Origin of the sequence: Burkholderia pyrrocinia, from assembly GCF_001028665.1 — a bacterium.
GTDB classification, from domain to species: Bacteria; Pseudomonadota; Gammaproteobacteria; order Burkholderiales; family Burkholderiaceae; genus Burkholderia; species Burkholderia pyrrocinia.
On record NZ_CP011503.1, the window covers coordinates 3349751 to 3366789 of the forward strand.

Consider the following 17039-nt stretch of genomic DNA (forward strand, 5'->3'; position numbering starts at 1 on the left):
CGGCGCCGTGGCGCCGCGACCGATCGCTATTCGCGTGTTGTACTGCCAATAGGTTCGGGCATCCCCGGACGGGCACCCCCGACTAGGCGTCCCCGTCAAATCGCCCGAACTTCGATGATTTTTGCTGCTGCGCCCGTTCGTTCCGCGAGGCGCGTGCGGTCCTTCACCGCGCCGGCCAACTGGCCGCACGCGGCATCGATATCGTCGCCGCGCGTCTTGCGCACGGTCGTGACGACACCCGCGTCGATGAGGATCTGTGCAAAGCGCTTGATCTGCTCAGGCTTCGAGCGGATGAGGCCCGATTCCGGAAACGGATTGAACGGGATCAGATTGAACTTGCACGGCACGTCGCGCGTGACGGCCAGCAGTTCGCGCGCATGCGCTTCGGTGTCGTTGACGCCGTCCAGCATGCAGTATTCGAAAGTAATGAAGTCGCGCGGCGCGACTTTCAGATAGCGCTGGCACGCAGCCATCAGCTCGCGAAGCGGATACTTCTTGTTGAGCGGCACCAGCTCGTCGCGCAGCGCATCGTTCGGCGCATGCAGCGAAACGGCCAGCGCGACCGGCAGCTCGGCGCCGAGGCGATCCATCATCGGCACCACGCCGGACGTCGACAGCGTGACGCGGCGGCGCGACAGGCCGTACGCGTTGTCGTCGAGCATCAGCCGCATCGCGGGCACGACCGCGCTGTAATTCAGGAGCGGCTCGCCCATGCCCATCATCACCACGTTGGTGACGACCCGTTCGGCCTTGCCGTTCGGGCCGGGCGCGCGGCCCAGCGACGCTCGCAACGCAAATTCGGCCATCCGTAGCTGGCCGATGATTTCGGCTGTCGACAGGTTGCGGGAAAAGCCCTGCTTGCCCGTCGAACAGAAGCGGCAGTTGACCGCACACCCGGCCTGCGACGATACGCACAGCGTGCCGCGCGTCTCTTCCGGGATGAACACGGTTTCGACCGCATTGCCGTTTCCGACGTCGATCAGCCACTTGCGCGTGCCGTCGGTGGAAACGTGATCGCTGGCGATATCCGGCATCACGATCGACGCGCGGCCCTTGAGCTTTTCTCTCAGGGACTTCGCGAGATCGGTCATGCCGTCGAAATCGCCGGCGTTGTACTGGTGGATCCAGCGCTGCAACTGCTTGGCGCGGAACGGCTTCTCGCCGAGGCTGCCGCAGTACGCGACAAGACCCTCGGCATCGAAGTCGAGAAGATTGACGGAAGTTTCGCTCGTCATGATGTGCTGCCTTGCCGCGTGCGCTGAATCCTGCCTACTTGCTGTCAGCCAGGGCTTAACGCGAGTAAACGTTCATTTCCGGGAAGAAGAACGCGACTTCGACGGCAGCCGTTTCCGCTGCGTCCGAGCCGTGCACCGCGTTCGCGTCGATGCTGTCCGCGAAGTCGGCGCGGATCGTGCCCTGTTCCGCCTTCTTCGGATCCGTTGCGCCCATCAGGTCGCGGTTCTTCAGGATTGCGCCTTCACCTTCCAGAACCTGGATCATCACCGGGCCCGAGATCATGAAATCGACGAGATCCTTGAAGAACGGACGCGCTGCGTGAACCGCGTAGAACTTCTCTGCGTCAGCACGCGACAGGTGCGCCATGCGCGATGCGACGATCTTCAGGCCGGCGCCTTCGAAACGGCTGTAGATCTGGCCGATCACGTTCTTTGCCACCGCATCCGGCTTGATGATCGACAGGGTGCGCTCGATTGCCATAAAAACTCCAAGAAATTAAGAAGTTACAGGTTCAAATGAATCCGCTATTGTAGCACGATCCCGTGTATCATTGCGATTGAACCCTTACACACGTGAAAGGTTCCGAATCCATATGTTTTGCGCCGCGCAGCCATTGAAACCTCGCGACGCGGAACGTATCTTAGCCATAGCTGCTCCGGTTTGCTGCGCCGCACACCGCGCGCGCCGAGCCGGCCCCGGACGCCCACGCGTTCAATGTTAGGAGAAACCATGAACGACTATCCGTACAATTTCGGCCGCGGCGGTTCCGTCAGCACCGCCGAGGTTCGCAACCGCGTGCTGCGGAACACGTACTGGCTGCTCGCGCTGTCGATGGTGCCGACCGTGCTGGGCGCCTGGGTCGGCGTCGCGACGGGCTTCTCGCTGTTCGCGGCCACGAGCCCGATGATGAGCCTGCTTGCGTTCTTCGCGATCGCGTTCGGCTTCATGTTCGCGATCGAGCGGACGAAAAACAGCGCGGCCGGCGTGTTCGTGCTGCTCGGCTTCACGTTCTTCATGGGCCTGATGCTGTCGCGGCTGCTGAGCTTCATCCTCGGTTTCTCGAACGGCCCGTCGCTGATCATGCTCGCGTTCGGCGGCACCGGCATCATCTTCGCCGCGATGGCGACGATCGCCACCGTCAGCAAGCGCGACTTCTCGGGGCTCGGCAAGTGGTTGTTCATGGGCGTGATCGTGATCCTGCTCGCGTCGGTCGCGAACATCTTCCTGCAACTGCCGGCACTGATGCTCACCGTGTCGGTGCTCGCGATCGCGATCTTCTCCGCGTACATGCTGTTCGACGTCCAGCGCGTCGTAAACGGCGGCGAGACGAACTACATCTCGGCGACGCTCGCGATCTACCTCGACCTGTACAACGTGTTCACGAACCTGCTCGCGCTGCTCGGCATCTTCGGCGGCAACCGCAACTGACGTTCGCCACGCACCACGAAAAAACCGGCCCTCGGGCCGGTTTTTTTTACGTCCGCCGCCCGGCTCAGTCGCGCTCGAACAGCGCGATCGATTCGACGTGCGACGTGTTCGGGAACATGTTCACAACTCCGGCGCCCTTCAGCCGGTAGCCCGCCTCGTGCACGAGCAGGCCCGCGTCGCGCGCAAGCGTCGACGGGTTGCACGACACGTAGACGATCCGCTTCGGCAGCGGGCCTTCGCCGCTTTGCGCAATCTCGGCCAGCGCCTTCGACACCGCGAGCGCGCCTTCGCGCGGCGGATCGATCAGGAACTTGTCGAATGCGCCGAGCGCACGGATGTCGTCGCCCGTCACTTCGAACAGGTTCCGGCACGCGAACGTCGTGTGGCCGTCGACACCGTTCTCGCGCGCGTTCGCAAGCGCGCGCGTCGTCAGCGTGTCGCTGCCCTCGATGCCCATCACTTCGCGCGACAGCCGCGCGAGCGGCAGCGTGAAGTTGCCGATCCCGCAGAACAGGTCGAGCACGCGGTCGTCGCGCGACGGCGCGAGCAGGCGCAGCGCGCGACCCACCAGCACGCGGTTGATCTGATGGTTGACCTGCGTGAAGTCGGTCGGCTTGAACGGCATGCGGATGCCGAACTCCGGCAGCGTGTAGTCGAGCGACACGTCGAGCGGATAGAACGGCGTCACCGTGTCGGGGCCCTTCGGCTGCAGCCAGAACTGCACCTTGTGTTCGTCCGCGAATGCGCGCAGCAACGCTTCGTCGTCCGCGTTGATCGGCTCCAGCACGCGCAGCACGAGCGCGGTGACCTCCGAGCCGACCGCGAGCTCGATCTGCGGCATCCGATCGCGAATCGACAGCCCCTCGACGAGCCGGCGCAGCGGCACGAGCATCGCCGACACGTGCGGCGGCAGCACTTCGCAGCTCGTCATGTCGGCGACATAGCTGCTCTTCTTCTCGTGGAACCCGACCAGCACGCCGCCCTTCTTCGCGACGTTGCGCACGGTCAGGCGCGCACGGTAGCGATAGCCCCACGACGGGCCATGGATAGGCGCGAACATCGTTTCCGCACGCAGCTTCGCCAGGTGCCACAGGTTGTCTTCGAGCACACGCTGCTTGACCGCCACCTGCGCGCGCATGTCGAGATGCTGCATCGAGCAGCCGCCGCAGGTGCCGAAGAACTTGCATTTCGGCTGCGTGCGCATCACGCTCGGGCGCAGAATGTCGACAACCGTCGCCTGCTCGTAGCTCGGCTTGCGGCGGTAGCTCGAATAGGTCACGCGTTCGCCCGGCAGCGCACCCTCGACGAAGATGACCTTGCCCGGCTCGCCGTCCTCGGTCATCGTGCGGCCGACACCGCGCGCTTCCATGTCGAGCGATTCGATCTCGAGAACCGGGGCGATCCCGGGCGCGACGGGCGCATTTTTCGATTTGCGCACAGAAGTGGGGACGGCTTCGGACACCAGCTTTTCCTGACAAACGTTGAAGAAGGCGAGATTGTAGACGACGCAGGCCCGCATTGGCCTCTTTGCATGGGGCAAGTGCCGACACTTAAGCATAGACGGCCCTGCGTTGCACCGGAGCGGGCAGGCAGGTAGCTCAGGAACGCCCCGCAGCCGGTCGGCTGCGAAACCAGTCAGGAGACGCCGGCAACCCGAAATCCACCCGGCAGGAGATTCGACCATGCAGTTGATCGACTGGAACATCCAATGGGGTCGGGACGCCGGCGGCGTTGTCGACCTTTCGCGTACCGTCGCGACAATCCGCCGGCTCGGCGATTTCGACGTGCTGTGTCTGCAGGAGGTCACGCGCGGCTTCGGCGCACTGCCCGGCCGGCCCGGCCCCGACCAGTTCGCCGAACTCGCGGCGCTGCTGCCCGGCTACACGATCGTCGAAGCGATCGGCGCGGATCTGCCGGCCATCGAACCCGGCGCACCGCGCCGCCAGTTCGGCAACGCGATCGCGACCCGGCTGCCGGTCGGGCGCGTGCTGCGCCAGCTGCTGCCGTGGCCGGCCGACGCCGGCGCGCCATCGATGCCGCGCGTCGCGCTCGACGTCGAGCTGCGGACGCCTTTCGGCCCGCTGCGCGTGGTCACCACGCACCTCGAATACTATTCGGCGCGCCAGCGGCTTGCGCAGGTCGACGCGCTGCGCGACCGACATCGCGAGGCCTGCGCGCATGCGGAACGGCCGGCGCCCGCCGAAACCGCCGAAGGGCCGTTCAGCGCGACCGGCCAGCCGCGCGACGCGATCGTCTGCGGCGATTTCAACAGCGCGTTCGGCAGCGATGCGTACCGGCGCTTCCTGGAGCCGGTCGCCGACGCGCCGCGCTTGGTCGACGCATGGGTCGCGCGGCATCCCGGCCGCACGCCGCCACCGACGGCCGGCGTCTACGATACGGTGCAATGGTCGGAGGGGCCGCTCGCGTGCGACTTCGTGTTCGTGACCGATACGCTGCTGCCGCGCGTCACGCGGTGCGAGATCGACAGCGACGTGCGCGCATCGGATCACCAGCCGGTGCTGCTCGAACTCGCTTGATCGCGCCAGCCGCGGGCCGCGGCGGCGCCCGCCCGCGCTACGCGTCGAAGCCGGCCAGGTATTCGGCCCAGTGCGATGCCGGTTCCTGCGCGAGCGCGTTCTTCACGTGCAGGATCTCGTCCGCATACTCGCTCTGCGTCAGGCCGCCGCGCATCAACTGGAACCGGCAGTACAGCAGGTAGGTATTGACGACATCGGTCTCGCAATAATTGCGGATTTCCTCGATTCGCCCTTCCTGGAACGCCGGCCACACCTGGCTGCCGTCCATCCCGAGCTTGCCCGGAAAGCCGCACAGCTTCGCGAGCGCGTCGAGCGGCGCGTTCGCGCGCGCCTGATACATCGCCAGCACATCCATCAGATCGGTATGCCGCGAGTGATAGCGCGAGATGTAGTTGTTCCACTTGAATTCGCGGTCGTCCTCGCCGAGGTCCCAGTAGCGGGTCGCGGGAATGCCGTGCACGAGCGCACGGTAATGGAGCACCGGCAGATCGAAGCCACCGCCATTCCACGACACGAGCTGCGGCGTGTATTTCTCGATCACGCGGTAGAACGACTGGATCAGCGTCGCTTCGTTGTCCTGCGGCGTGCCGAGCGAGCGGACGCGAAAGCCGTTGTTGTCGCGGAACACGCACGAGATCGCCGCAATGCGCTGCAGATGATGCGGCAGGAAATCGCCGCCGGTCTTCTCGCGGCGTGCGGCGAATGCGTGTTCGGCCACCGCGGCATCGTCGAGCGTCGCGGGCAGGTCTTCCAGACGGCGAATGCCGTCGACATCGGGAATCGTCTCGATGTCAAAAACAAGAATCGGTGTCATCAGTTACAGAACGGCGTCCTTGCGCACGCCGTTGGAGGCGAAGAACCGCTTGAGGCGCACCAGCGCTTCCTGCTGGATCTGCCGCACGCGCTCGCGCGTGAGCCCCATCTCGTCTGCGAGCTCTTCGAGCGTCGCCGGTTCGATGTGGTTCAGGCCGAAGCGGCGCTCGATCACGTGCCGATGCTTGTCGGACAGCCGCGACAGCCATGCGCGCGTCAGCGTCTCGAGCTCGCGGTGCTGCACCTCGGCGTCAGGCGACTGGCTCTGGTCGTCGGGCAGCAGGTCGAGCAGGCTGCTCGCGGGATCGAGGTCGAGCGGCGCGTCGAGCGACGCCGTGTGCTCGTTGAGCGCGAGGATGTCGGTGACTTCCTCGGCGGTCTTGCCGGTGAGATAGGCGATGTCGTCGATGCTGGCTTCGCGGCGCTCGGCCGCCTCGCCCGTCGACATCGAATTCTTTTCGAGGTGGCGCTTCGCGCGCAGCACCTGGTTCAGTTCGCGGATCACGTGCACGGGCAGGCGCACCGTGCGGGCCTGGTTCATGATCGCCCGCTCGATGCTCTGCCGGATCCACCAGGTCGCATAGGTCGAGAAGCGGAAACCGCGCGTCGGGTCGAACTTCTCGATCGCGTGCATCAAGCCGAGGTTGCCCTCCTCGATCAGGTCGAGCAGCGGCACGCCGCGGTTCAGATACCCCTTGGCGATACTGACGACGAGACGCAGGTTGCGCTCGATCATCACCTGCCGCGCCTCGAATTCGCCGGCCTTGGCGAGCCGGGAATAGCGCTGCTCTTCCTCGACGGTCAGCAGCGGCTTCACGCTGATGCGGTTCAGGTAATGCTGGATCGTGTCGGCCGTGAGCTCGGCCTGCAGCAGCGTGCGGAAATCGTCGACGTCGGGCGCTGCTTCCGCGCGGCCTTCGCGCTCGTCGTCGCCACCGTCCGCCTCGGCGTCGCGTGCCTCGAGGTCACGTTCGTTTTCCGCGACGTCGTCTTCGTCGTCCGTCGAAGCACCAGCTCGCCCCACCGATGCTTGCGTGGCACGACTGATCTTCTCAGACTCGGCTTGCGGCTCGTGGCGCTTCGATTTCGGCATGGTCGTCTCGGTTATTGAGGCGGCAAATACTTCAGCGGATCGACAGGCTTACCCTGCCGGCGAACCTCGAAATGCAGCATCACGCGGTCGGAATCGCTGTTACCCATCTCGGCGATCTTCTGCCCCTTCGTTACCGCGTCCCCCTCTTTTACCATCAAAGCGCGATTATGTGCATACGCCGTGAGGTAAGTTGCATCGTGTTTGATGATAATGAGGTTGCCGTAGCCACGCAGGCCGTTGCCCGAGTAGACGACGCGGCCGTCGGCCGCCGCCTTCACGGCCTCGCCGGCCGCGCCGCCGATATTGACACCCTTGTTCTTCGCGTCGTCGAACCCGTTCAGCACGGGGCCGCGCGCGGGCCATGCAAACGTCACGGGGCCGCTCGAAGCCGCCGCCGTGTCGCTCGATCCGGTGGCCGCAGCCGGCGGCGTTGCGAGCGTGGACGACGTGCCGGCGGCCGGCGTCGCAGGGCCGCTGCTGAGCGGCGCGGTCGCGACGGCGGCACCCGCGATCGGTGCGGCGGCCGGTACGCCCGCAGCCGGTACGCCCGCAACCGCGGCGCCGCCCGGCGGCGCAACGCGCAGCAACTGGTCGACTTCGATCTGGTTCGGGTTCGCCAGGTTGTTCCACGACGCGATGTCGCGATAGTTCTGCCCGTTCTCGAGCGCGATCCGGTACAGCGTGTCGCCCGGCTTCACACGGTAGAAGCCAGGCGGCGGCGGCCCGAGCGGCACCGCGGGCTGCGCAGCGGCCGTCGTGCCGAGCGACCCGGAGCGGTCGACGACAGGCGCGTTGTCGAGCCGCGTCGCACAGGCGGCCAGAAGCGTGGAGAACGCAGCTACACAGATCGCGCGCTGGGCGAGCGTGAGCGGTTCCCTGGATCGGTTGTTTTGCATCGCGCGCAACATACTCATCGGTATCAAATCACTCCGGATTTTAAAGGGACAAAGAAAACGCGATCAAGCCGGGACTCTCGCCATTGCGCGTGCGCGACGCGCTCGACGAGCGTGAGCACCTGGTGCTGCCCGCTCTGCGCGCCGACCGGCGCGACGAGCCGCCCGCCGATCGCGAGCTGCTCGAGCAGCGCCTGCGGCACGTCGAGCCCCGCCGCCGCGATCACGATCGCGTCGAACGGGGCTGCGGACGGCAAGCCGACACGCCCGTCGCCGTAGTGCAGACGGATGTTCGGCACGCGCAGCGGCCGCAGGTTCAGCTTCGCGCGCTCGTAGAGCGGCTTGATGCGTTCAATCGAATACACGTCGCGTGCCACGTGACTCAGCACGGCGGCCTGGTAGCCGCAGCCCGTGCCGATCTCGAGGACGCGCTCGAGCGTGCGGCCGGCCATCGCGAGCTCGATCATGCGCGCGACGACCGACGGCTTTGAAATTGTCTGCTGGTGGCCGATCGGCAACGCCGAATCCTCATAGGCCTGCGTCGCGAGCCCCGGATCCACGAACATGTGGCGCGGCACCGCGGCCATCGCTTCCAGCACGCGCGCGTCGGTCACGCCGTTCGCGCGCAGCCGTTCGACCATCCGCTCGCGCACACGTTCCGACGTGAGCGCGAACGTGCCGGCCGGCGCGACGCTCGGCGCGGCCGGCTTCGGCAGCGCAGGCTTCAGCGCGGTCGGCTTCGGCGCAGTCGCAGGCTTCGTGGCGGCGGAACCGGACAGCGGCGCCCGCCCGGCAGCCGGCTTCACCGCAACCGGTTTCAGCACGGCCGCGGGCTTGTCGGCGGCTTTCGGCACCGCGACCGCCGCATGGCGTTCGCCGGCCCGACCTTCCGACTTGCGTGGCGCTCGTTTGAGATCTTCGAGCGCGAGCGGGAACCGCTTCGCGCGCTCGCCGCTCATGAAGCCCGCCCTCCGGCGCGCGCCCATTCGCGCGTCGCGGGCAGCATCTGCGTATGCGTGAGGTCGAGCTGCAGCGGCGTGATCGACACGAAACCGTTTGCGACGGCGTGGAAATCGGTGCCGTCGCTCGCGTCCAGCGCCGCACCCGCCGCACCGATCCAGTACACCGGCTCGCCGCGCGGGTCGGTCTGGCGAATCACCGGCTGCGACGGATGACGCTTGCCGAGGCGCGTGACCTTCCAGCCCTTCAGTTGGTCGTACGGCAGGTTCGGAATATTGACGTTCAGCAGCGGCTGGCCCGGCAGCGGATGCGCGAGGTAGTGCTCGACGATTTCCGCGGCGACGCGCGCGGCGTCCGCCAGATGGGCCCAGCCCTTGTCGGCCAGCGAGAATGCGATGGCCGGAACGCCGAACATGATGCCTTCGGTGGCCGCTGCAACTGTCCCCGAATAGAGCGTGTCTTCGCCCATGTTCTGGCCGTTGTTGATCCCCGACACGACGATGTCCGGCTTCGCGCCGATCATCCCGGTCAACGCGACGTGCACCGAATCGGTCGGCGTGCCGTTCACGTAGAAGAAACCCGTACCCGTCGCGCGCTGCACCGACAGCGGCCGCCACAACGTAAGGGAATTCGATGCGCCGCTGCAGTTCTGCTCGGGCGCGATCACCGTGAGTTCGGCCAGCGGCTGCAGCGCTTCGCTGAGCGCGGCAAGACCGGGGGCGAGATAGCCGTCGTCGTTGCTGAGTAGGATTCGCATCCGGCGATTGTAACCGAGGAAAGATGGCGCGAGAGCGACAGTCCGGCGGCCGCGGATGGCCGGGTGCGCGCAGGTAAGCACGGTGCGCCGCCGCATTGCGCGGCGCCGTTCTGCGCTCTCAGGAAAACGTCGGGCCGCCCCTGGTTTTCCGCACTGAAGGTAGTCCCCTTGGGGAATACCCCCCTCGAGGGGCCCGGCGCGAAGCGACGGGTCCGGAGATGCTCAAATCGCGCCCGCGTCGCGCAGTGCGGCAATCGCCTGCGCGTCGTAGCCGAGGCCGCGCAGCACCTCGTCCGTATGCTCGCCGAGCTCCGGTCCGAGCCAGCGCGTTTCGCCCGGCGTGTCCGACAGCTTCGGCGTGATGTTCGGCAGCGGAATGTCGGTGCCGTCGGCGAGCTTGAAGCGCTGGATCATCTGCCGCGCGACGAACTGCGGATCGGTGAACATGTCGGCGGCGCTGTAGATGCGCCCGGCCGGCACGTCGGCCGCGTTGAGCACGACGAGCGCGTCGTCGATCGTGCGCGGCGCGAGCCACGCGGCAATCGCGTCGTCGATTTCCCGCGTGCGCGGCACGCGCCCGTCGTTGCTCGCGAGCGCGGGATCGTCGGCGAGGTCGGCGCGCTCGATCGCCTTCATCAGCCGCTTGAAGATCGGGTCGCTGTTGCCGCCGATCACGATGCTGCCGTCGCGGCACGCATAGGTATTCGACGGGACGATGCCCGGCAGCGACGCGCCGGTGCGCTCGCGCACCATCCCGTACACGCCGTATTCGGGCACCACGCTTTCCATCATGTTGAATACGGCTTCGTACAGCGCAACGTCGACCACCTGCCCCGCACCGCCGTTGACCTTGCGGTGATGGAGCGCCATCAGCGCGCCGATCACGCCGTGCAGCGCGGCGATCGAATCGCCGATCGAGATGCCGATGCGCGGCGGCGGCAGGTCGGGATAGCCGGTGATGTGACGCAGCCCGCCCATCGATTCGGCGATCGCGCCGAAGCCGGGCCGGTCGCGGTACGGGCCCGTCTGCCCGTAGCCGGACAGGCGCACCATCACGAGGCCCGGGTTGTCGGCCGACAGCACGTCGTAGCCGAGCCCGAGCTTTTCGAGCAGGCCCGGACGGAAATTCTCGATCACGATGTCGGCCTCGCCCGCGAGCTGCCGCGCGATCGCCTTGCCGGCATCGGATTTCAGGTTGAGCGTGACCGACTTCTTGTTGCGCGCCTGGACGGACCACCACAGCGACGTGCCGCCCTGCTCCGGGTGGAGCTTGCGCCACTTGCGCAGCGGGTCGCCGCCGTTCGGATCCTCGATCTTGATCACTTCCGCGCCGAATTCGGCGAACAGCCGCGACGCGAACGGCCCCGCGATCAGCGTTCCGAATTCGAGCACTTTGACGCCCGCGAGCGGGCCCTGGCTGGTGCTCATGTGTCTCCCTGGCATGAGGAACGGCGCCGCCGGCAGGCGGCGCCCGGCTTACATCGTGCGGCGATCGAGCATCGCGCGGGCGATGGTGCCCGCGTCGACGTATTCGAGTTCGCCGCCCACCGGCACGCCGCGCGCGAGGCGCGTGACCGCAAGGCCGCGCGCCTTCAGCGTCTGGCCGAGGTAGTGCGCGGTGGCTTCGCCTTCGTTCGTGAAGTTGGTCGCGAGCACGACTTCCTTGACGATTCCGTCGGATGCGCGCCGCACGAGACGGTCGAAATGGATTTCCTTCGGGCCGATCCCGTCGAGCGGGCTCAGCCGCCCCATCAGCACGAAATACAGACCGCGGTAAGTCATCGTCTGCTCGAGCATGATCTGGTCGGCAGGCGTCTCGACGACGCACAGCAGCGTCGGATCACGCTCCTCGTCGCTGCAGACCTCGCAGATCTGCGCTTCGGTGAACGTGTTGCACTTCTCGCAGTGCTGCAGGTGCTCGGTCGCGAACAGCAGCGACCGGCCGAGCCGCTCCGCGCCCTCGCGGTCGTGCTGCATCAGGTGGACCGCCATGCGCTGCGCGGATTTCGGCCCGACGCCGGGCAGCACGCGCAGTGCTTCGACGAGAGCGGACAGGGCGGACGGCTGTTTCATACGGCGGCAAACAGTGGCAAGGGCGCCGCGCTCAGAACGGCAGCTTGAAGCCCGGGGGCAGCGGCAGGCCCGACGTCATGCCGCTCATCTTTTCCTGCGACGTCGCCTCGGCCTTGCGCACGGCGTCGTTGAACGCGGCCGCGACGAGATCCTCGAGCATGTCCTTGTCGTCCGCGAGCAGGCTCGGGTCGATCGACACGCGACGCACTTCGTTGCGGCACGTCATCGTTACCTTGACGAGGCCCGCCCCCGACTGCCCTTCGACTTCGATCAGCGCAAGCTGCTCCTGCATCTTCTTCATGTTTTCCTGCATTTGCTGCGCTTGCTTCATCAGTCCGGCGAGGTTGCCTTTCAACATGGGAATACTCCTTCTTTCTTGATCGTGTGAAAACCGGCACGCGGAGCGTGCCGGCCAATGTGTGCGGGCGTGATTGTGCCTGTCGCGGTGCGGTCAGTTCAATGCAGCGGCGGCGGGCCGTCCGGCGCCGAATCGGCGAGCGGACGCACCGAGCCCTCGACGATGCGCGCACCGAAGTCGCGCACGAGCTGCTGGACGAACGGATCGCCGTGAATCTCCTGCTCGGCCTCGCGCTGGCGCGCCGCGCGCGCGGCCGCATCGAGCGCCGCCGCCGTGCGCCGTGCGGGCCCGACCTCGACCGCTACTTCGACCGGCTTGCCGAGCGCGTCGGCCAGCGCGGCCTTCAGCTTCGCAACCTGCGCGGCGTCCGCGTACTGCGGCACCGGCACGGAAAGTTTCAATGTCGTCGCATCGACGGCCGTCAGTTCGCTGTTGAACGCGAGCTGGTATGCGACACCCTTGAGCGGCAGCCGCGCGGCCAGCGCCGGCCATTCGCCGTCGAAGCCGACCGGATCGAGCGCGATCGCGGGCGGCAGCGGGCGCGTGTCGACCGGCGCGGCCGGACGGGCTTCCGCCAGCTTCGGCGAAACGCGCACGTCGTCGGGACCGCTGTCGAACACGGGAACGAAGCCATCATCGGGCCCGCCGAACATCTCGTCGGCGCTGAGCGGCACGTAGTCGTCCGGCGGGATGTCCTCCCACGGCGGCGAAGCCTGGCGCGAATCGGCTGCTTGCGGCGCACGGGCGGCAGCGCGCGGCGTCGGCACCTGCACGGCTGGACGCGGCGCGGCCGGTTTCTCGGCGGCCGGCTGGACAGCCGGCTTCGGGGCCGCGCCTGCCCGCGCACGGTCGGACGACACGCGCATCCCCGCATTGCGCAGCACGTCGAGCGCAGCGGCAGCACCGCCTGCTCGCGATGCCGGACGCGCGGCGGGCTCGGACGGCGCAGCGCGCGGCACCGGTTCGGCTGGCGCAGCCGGTTCGTCGTTTCGCTGCGCAACGGCAACGGCAGGCTGCTCGGGCTCCTTGCGGGCCGGTGGCGGCTGATCGCCGCCAGTCGCCGCTTGCGGCGCCCGATTCGTTTCCGGCTGCGGCGTCTCGACAACTTGTGCATCAACCGAAGCCGGCGCGGATGCCGGAGCAGTAGCCGGCTTCACCACCGGCCGGCCTGCTTCGTCGCCGGACTGTGCCGGTGCCGCTGATCGCGCGACCGGTGCAACGGGTGTAGCCGGTGCGGCAGCCTGCGGGCGCACTGCGTCGACGGGTGCAGCCGATACCGGCTTCGCGGCAGCGGCCGACGCCGCGGCAGCGCGCGGGCCCGGCACGGCACGCGGCACGGACGGCTGGCCGCCCGGCGCACTGCCCGCGGCAACGGCCGGCTCGAACGCGAGCATCCGCAGCAGCGTCATCGTGAAACCGGCGTATTCGTCCGGCGCGAGGCCGAGCTCCGCGCGGCCGACGGTCGCGATCTGATAGAACAGTTGAACCTGCTCAGGGCTCAGCGTCTCCGCGAAGCGGCGCAGGTCGGCCGCTTCCGGCCATTCGTCGAGCACCGAGCCCGGCGCGAACTGCGCCCACGCAATCCGGTGCAGCAGGCTCGCGAGATCCTGCAATGCGGTCGAGAACGACAGGCTGCGCAGCGACATCTCGTCGGCAATCGCGAGGATTTCCGGGCCGCCGCCGGCCGCGAGCGCGTCGAGCAGGCGCACCATGTAAGTCTGGTCGAGCGCGCCGAGCATGCCCGACACGGCCGACTCGGTCACCTCGTTCGCCGAATAGGCGATCGCCTGGTCGGTGAGCGACAGCGCGTCGCGCATGCTGCCCTGCGCGGCACGCGCAAGCAGGCGCAGCGCCTGCGGTTCGAACGTGATCTGCTCTTCGCCGAGAATCCGCTCGAGATGCGACACGATGTGCCCGGCCGGCATCTGCTTCAGGTTGAACTGCAGGCAGCGCGACAGCACGGTGACGGGAATTTTCTGCGGATCGGTCGTCGCGAGGATGAACTTGACGTGCGGCGGCGGCTCTTCGAGCGTCTTCAGCATCGCGTTGAACGCGTGATTCGTCAGCATGTGCACTTCGTCGATCATGTAGACCTTGAAGCGCGCATCGACGGGCGCGTACACCGCGCGCTCGAGCAGCGCGGCCATTTCGTCGACGCCGCGGTTGCTCGCGGCATCCATTTCGACGTAATCGACGAAACGCCCCTCGTCGATCTCGCGACAGGCACGACACACGCCGCACGGTTGCGACGTGACGCCGGTTTCACAGTTGAGTGCCTTCGCGAAGATCCGCGACAGCGTCGTCTTGCCGACACCGCGGGTTCCGGTAAACAGATAGGCGTGATGGAGACGCCCGCCGTCGAGCGCGTGCGTGAGCGCCCTGACGACGTGCTCCTGGCCGACGAGCGAAGCGAAATCCTTCGGACGCCACTTGCGTGCGAGAACTTGATAGGTCATCGGGAAATTGTATCAGTAACGCTGCGTCGCGCCGACACGCGAAACGGTGCGGAAGACGGGCAAAGCGCAGGTAAACGGAGTGTGACGCGGAAATAAAAAACGCCCTGCGAACGGGGCGAGAAGGAAGGTGACGAGCCCGACCCTCGGCACTGGCGGAAAACGATTGTGGCTGCTTCGTTCCCGACCTGACCAGGTTCACCGCCCCACCATGCGAGGAGGCCCGTCACGGCATATTCTATCACCGCTTCCGGATGAATGCGACCGTTTGTTCGCATCAATGCAAACAACCCTGCCAGCAGGCGCGCGTCCGGCCTCCCGAATCGCTGCATATATGCCGCCCCCCTTGTAATTTGCGAGCCGGCCTCCACCTGCAGGGCACAACGGTCGAACGTCGCGTCGTACCCTTACTCGCGTAGCGGCTACTATCGCCGCCCGCAGCAGATAGCAATTTAGGCTAATATGACGCCCGAACGACCCGCGAGCCGCGGCATGCAGCGCTTACGCACCTCCCTTCCGGAGAGCGGAGTGACCTGCCGCAGCGGCCGGCAGCCTACGGCGGCCGGCACGCCGCAACGCGCAAGCAGGCAGTCCCCGAACCGTAAGAGGTATTGACCCAATGAGCGAACAGATCAAACACATCAGCGACGCATCGTTCGAACAGGACGTCGTCAAGTCCGACAAGCCCGTGCTCGTCGATTTCTGGGCCGAATGGTGCGGCCCGTGCAAAATGATCGCCCCGATCCTCGACGAAGTCGCGAAGGACTACGGCGACAAGCTGCAGATCGCGAAGATCAACGTCGACGACAACCAGGCGACGCCCGCGAAGTTCGGCGTGCGCGGCATCCCGACGCTGATCCTGTTCAAGAACGGCGCGGCCGCCGCGCAGAAGGTCGGCGCGCTGTCGAAGTCGCAGCTCACCGCATTCCTGGACAGCCACCTGTAATACCGGCAGTTCCGCGGACGTGTTGTCAACCGGCAACACGTCCGCCGTCAAGCCGCCGATCGGCCGCTCAAGCGCGAATCGGCCTATGCTAGAATTAAAAAACGTCTACAAGACGCATTTAAGTCTCTGAGCGCTTCCGCTCGCCCTCCTCCCTTATTTCTTTCGTCGCTTCTCCTCCCTGGCGGGTTCTCCGTATGCATTTATCCGAGCTCAAGTCTCTGCACGTCTCCGAACTGATCGAAATGGCCAATGGCCTCGAGATCGAAAACGCGAACCGCCTGCGCAAGCAGGAGTTGATGTTCGCCATTCTCAAAAAGCGCGCCAAGACGGGAGAGACAATCTTCGGCGACGGTACGCTCGAAGTGCTGCCGGACGGCTTCGGTTTCCTGCGCTCGCCGGAAATGTCGTACCTCGCGAGCACCGACGACATCTATATCAGCCCGTCGCAGATCCGCCGCTTCAACCTGCACACCGGCGACACCATCGAAGGTGAAGTCCGCACGCCGAAGGACGGCGAACGCTACTTCGCGCTGGTGAAGGTCGACAAAGTCAACGGGCAGCCGCCCGAGGCCTCGAAACACAAGATCATGTTCGAGAACCTCACGCCGCTGCACCCGAACAAGCCGCTGTCGCTCGAGCGCGAAATGCGCGGCGAGGAAAACGTCACGGGCCGCATCATCGACATGATCGCGCCGATCGGCAAGGGTCAGCGCGGCCTGCTCGTCGCGTCGCCGAAGTCGGGCAAGACCGTGATGCTCCAGCACATCGCACACGCGATCAAGCAGAACCACCCGGACGTGATCCTGTTCGTGCTGCTGATCGACGAGCGCCCTGAAGAAGTGACCGAAATGCAGCGCTCGGTCGCCGGCGAAGTGATCGCATCGACGTTCGACGAACCGGCCACGCGCCACGTCCAGGTCGCCGAAATGGTGATCGAGAAGGCCAAGCGCCTCGTCGAAATGAAGCACGACGTCGTGATCCTGCTCGACTCGATCACGCGTCTCGCACGTGCGTACAACACCGTGATCCCGGCATCGGGCAAGGTGCTGACGGGCGGCGTCGACGCGAACGCACTGCAGCGTCCGAAGCGCTTCTTCGGTGCTGCGCGCAACATCGAGGAAGGCGGCTCGTTGACGATCATCGGCACCGCGCTGATCGAAACCGGCAGCCGCATGGACGACGTGATCTACGAAGAATTCAAGGGCACCGGCAACATGGAAGTGCACCTCGAGCGCCGTCTCGCGGAAAAGCGCGTATATCCGTCGATCAACCTGAACAAGTCGGGCACGCGTCGCGAGGAAATGCTGATCAAGCCCGAGATCCTTCAGAAGATCTGGGTGCTGCGCAAGTTCATCCACGACATGGACGAAGTCGAGGCGATGGAATTCCTGCTCGACAAGATCCGCCAGACGAAGAGCAACTCCGAGTTCTTCGACCTGATGCGCCGCGGCGGCTGATCGCCCCGCCCCACAACGAACGGCCGCCCGCGCAT

General features: G+C 66.3%; 16 protein-coding genes and 1 other RNA gene. 4 read left to right on the forward strand and 13 right to left on the reverse strand.

Annotation, left to right across the window (positions count from 1 at the left end; translation table 11 throughout):
- Positions 1–95: 95 nt before the first annotated feature.
- Entirely contained in the window at positions 96–1235 is a 1140-nt protein-coding gene (gene rlmN, locus ABD05_RS15240; protein WP_047900842.1) for a dual-specificity RNA methyltransferase RlmN, read from the reverse strand.
- Positions 1236–1290: 55 nt separating this feature from the next.
- Positions 1291–1716, reverse strand: coding sequence for a nucleoside-diphosphate kinase (gene ndk, locus ABD05_RS15245; RefSeq protein ID WP_047900843.1), 426 nt, complete (start codon positions 1714–1716; stop codon positions 1291–1293).
- A 249-nt stretch (positions 1717–1965) separates the two neighbouring features.
- Between ndk and ABD05_RS15250 the strand changes: the two genes are divergently transcribed.
- Positions 1966–2664, forward strand: coding sequence for a Bax inhibitor-1/YccA family protein (locus ABD05_RS15250; RefSeq protein ID WP_006761414.1), 699 nt, complete (start codon positions 1966–1968; stop codon positions 2662–2664).
- Positions 2665–2728: 64 nt separating this feature from the next.
- On the opposite strand, the gene rlmD is transcribed toward ABD05_RS15250, so the two are convergent.
- A complete protein-coding gene (rlmD, locus tag ABD05_RS15255; RefSeq protein WP_047900844.1) occupies positions 2729–4183 on the reverse strand; it encodes a 23S rRNA (uracil(1939)-C(5))-methyltransferase RlmD in 1455 nt (484 codons plus the stop codon).
- A gap of 163 nt (positions 4184–4346) precedes the next feature.
- Between rlmD and ABD05_RS15260 the strand changes: the two genes are divergently transcribed.
- Positions 4347–5201 carry an endonuclease/exonuclease/phosphatase family protein gene (locus tag ABD05_RS15260; RefSeq protein WP_047900845.1) on the forward strand — a complete coding sequence of 285 codons (855 nt, stop codon included), beginning with the start codon at positions 4347–4349 and terminating at the stop codon, positions 5199–5201.
- A gap of 37 nt (positions 5202–5238) precedes the next feature.
- Here the strand turns inward: ABD05_RS15260 and ABD05_RS15265 are convergent, their stop codons facing one another.
- From ABD05_RS15265 to ffs, 10 genes are all read right to left on the reverse strand, one after another.
- Complete coding sequence (locus ABD05_RS15265; protein ID WP_047900846.1) at positions 5239–6015, reverse strand: 3'-5' exonuclease; 777 nt, start codon at positions 6013–6015, stop codon at positions 5239–5241.
- 3 nt (positions 6016–6018) lie between these two features.
- Positions 6019–7107, reverse strand: a complete 1089-nt coding sequence (gene rpoS, locus ABD05_RS15270; protein WP_047900847.1) for an RNA polymerase sigma factor RpoS — start codon at positions 7105–7107, stop codon at positions 6019–6021.
- An 11-nt stretch (positions 7108–7118) separates the two neighbouring features.
- Complete coding sequence (locus tag ABD05_RS15275) at positions 7119–8021, reverse strand: peptidoglycan DD-metalloendopeptidase family protein (RefSeq protein ID WP_047900848.1); 903 nt, start codon at positions 8019–8021, stop codon at positions 7119–7121.
- A gap of 5 nt (positions 8022–8026) precedes the next feature.
- The gene (locus ABD05_RS15280) at positions 8027–8959 is read right to left on the reverse strand and encodes a protein-L-isoaspartate(D-aspartate) O-methyltransferase (protein ID WP_047901244.1); all 933 of its coding nucleotides are present in this window, start codon (positions 8957–8959) and stop codon (positions 8027–8029) included.
- A complete protein-coding gene (surE, locus tag ABD05_RS15285; RefSeq protein ID WP_047900849.1) occupies positions 8956–9717 on the reverse strand; it encodes a 5'/3'-nucleotidase SurE in 762 nt (253 codons plus the stop codon). Before surE ends, ABD05_RS15280 begins: the two co-directional genes overlap by 4 nt.
- A gap of 222 nt (positions 9718–9939) precedes the next feature.
- Entirely contained in the window at positions 9940–11145 is a 1206-nt protein-coding gene (locus tag ABD05_RS15290) for a CaiB/BaiF CoA transferase family protein (protein WP_047900850.1), read from the reverse strand.
- A gap of 48 nt (positions 11146–11193) precedes the next feature.
- Positions 11194–11790, reverse strand: a complete 597-nt coding sequence (gene recR / locus ABD05_RS15295; protein ID WP_034181272.1) for a recombination mediator RecR — start codon at positions 11788–11790, stop codon at positions 11194–11196.
- Positions 11791–11821: 31 nt separating this feature from the next.
- On the reverse strand, positions 11822–12148 hold the full coding sequence (locus ABD05_RS15300; RefSeq protein ID WP_006482124.1) for a YbaB/EbfC family nucleoid-associated protein: 327 nt from the start codon (positions 12146–12148) through the stop codon (positions 11822–11824).
- A gap of 98 nt (positions 12149–12246) precedes the next feature.
- Entirely contained in the window at positions 12247–14604 is a 2358-nt protein-coding gene (locus tag ABD05_RS15305) for a DNA polymerase III subunit gamma/tau (RefSeq protein ID WP_047900851.1), read from the reverse strand.
- A gap of 126 nt (positions 14605–14730) precedes the next feature.
- Positions 14731–14829: signal recognition particle sRNA small type (gene ffs / locus ABD05_RS35435), an RNA gene on the reverse strand.
- Between the two features lie 391 nt (positions 14830–15220).
- On the opposite strand from ffs, the gene trxA reads away from it, so the two are divergent.
- Together trxA and rho are read left to right on the forward strand one after the other, a co-directional pair.
- On the forward strand, positions 15221–15547 hold the full coding sequence (trxA, locus tag ABD05_RS15310) for a thioredoxin TrxA (protein ID WP_006402348.1): 327 nt from the start codon (positions 15221–15223) through the stop codon (positions 15545–15547).
- Positions 15548–15741: 194 nt separating this feature from the next.
- Positions 15742–17004 (forward strand): transcription termination factor Rho, encoded by a 1263-nt coding sequence (gene rho / locus ABD05_RS15315; protein WP_006478662.1) that lies wholly within the window; start codon positions 15742–15744, stop codon positions 17002–17004.
- The last annotated feature ends 35 nt before the right edge of the window (positions 17005–17039 follow it).

Coding starts and splice junctions, on each gene's coding strand:
- rlmN (WP_047900842.1), bottom strand. CDS start 1,235: ATGACGAGCGAAACTTCCGTCAATCTTCTCGACTTCGATGCCGAGGGT.
- ndk (WP_047900843.1), bottom strand. CDS start 1,716: ATGGCAATCGAGCGCACCCTGTCGATCATCAAGCCGGATGCGGTGGCA.
- ABD05_RS15250 (WP_006761414.1), top strand. CDS start 1,966: ATGAACGACTATCCGTACAATTTCGGCCGCGGCGGTTCCGTCAGCACC.
- rlmD (WP_047900844.1), bottom strand. CDS start 4,183: ATGCGGGCCTGCGTCGTCTACAATCTCGCCTTCTTCAACGTTTGTCAG.
- ABD05_RS15260 (WP_047900845.1), top strand. CDS start 4,347: ATGCAGTTGATCGACTGGAACATCCAATGGGGTCGGGACGCCGGCGGC.
- ABD05_RS15265 (WP_047900846.1), bottom strand. CDS start 6,015: ATGACACCGATTCTTGTTTTTGACATCGAGACGATTCCCGATGTCGAC.
- rpoS (WP_047900847.1), bottom strand. CDS start 7,107: ATGCCGAAATCGAAGCGCCACGAGCCGCAAGCCGAGTCTGAGAAGATC.
- ABD05_RS15275 (WP_047900848.1), bottom strand. CDS start 8,021: ATGAGTATGTTGCGCGCGATGCAAAACAACCGATCCAGGGAACCGCTC.
- ABD05_RS15280 (WP_047901244.1), bottom strand. CDS start 8,959: ATGAGCGGCGAGCGCGCGAAGCGGTTCCCGCTCGCGCTCGAAGATCTC.
- surE (WP_047900849.1), bottom strand. CDS start 9,717: ATGCGAATCCTACTCAGCAACGACGACGGCTATCTCGCCCCCGGTCTT.
- ABD05_RS15290 (WP_047900850.1), bottom strand. CDS start 11,145: ATGAGCACCAGCCAGGGCCCGCTCGCGGGCGTCAAAGTGCTCGAATTC.
- recR (WP_034181272.1), bottom strand. CDS start 11,790: ATGAAACAGCCGTCCGCCCTGTCCGCTCTCGTCGAAGCACTGCGCGTG.
- ABD05_RS15300 (WP_006482124.1), bottom strand. CDS start 12,148: ATGTTGAAAGGCAACCTCGCCGGACTGATGAAGCAAGCGCAGCAAATG.
- ABD05_RS15305 (WP_047900851.1), bottom strand. CDS start 14,604: ATGACCTATCAAGTTCTCGCACGCAAGTGGCGTCCGAAGGATTTCGCT.
- trxA (WP_006402348.1), top strand. CDS start 15,221: ATGAGCGAACAGATCAAACACATCAGCGACGCATCGTTCGAACAGGAC.
- rho (WP_006478662.1), top strand. CDS start 15,742: ATGCATTTATCCGAGCTCAAGTCTCTGCACGTCTCCGAACTGATCGAA.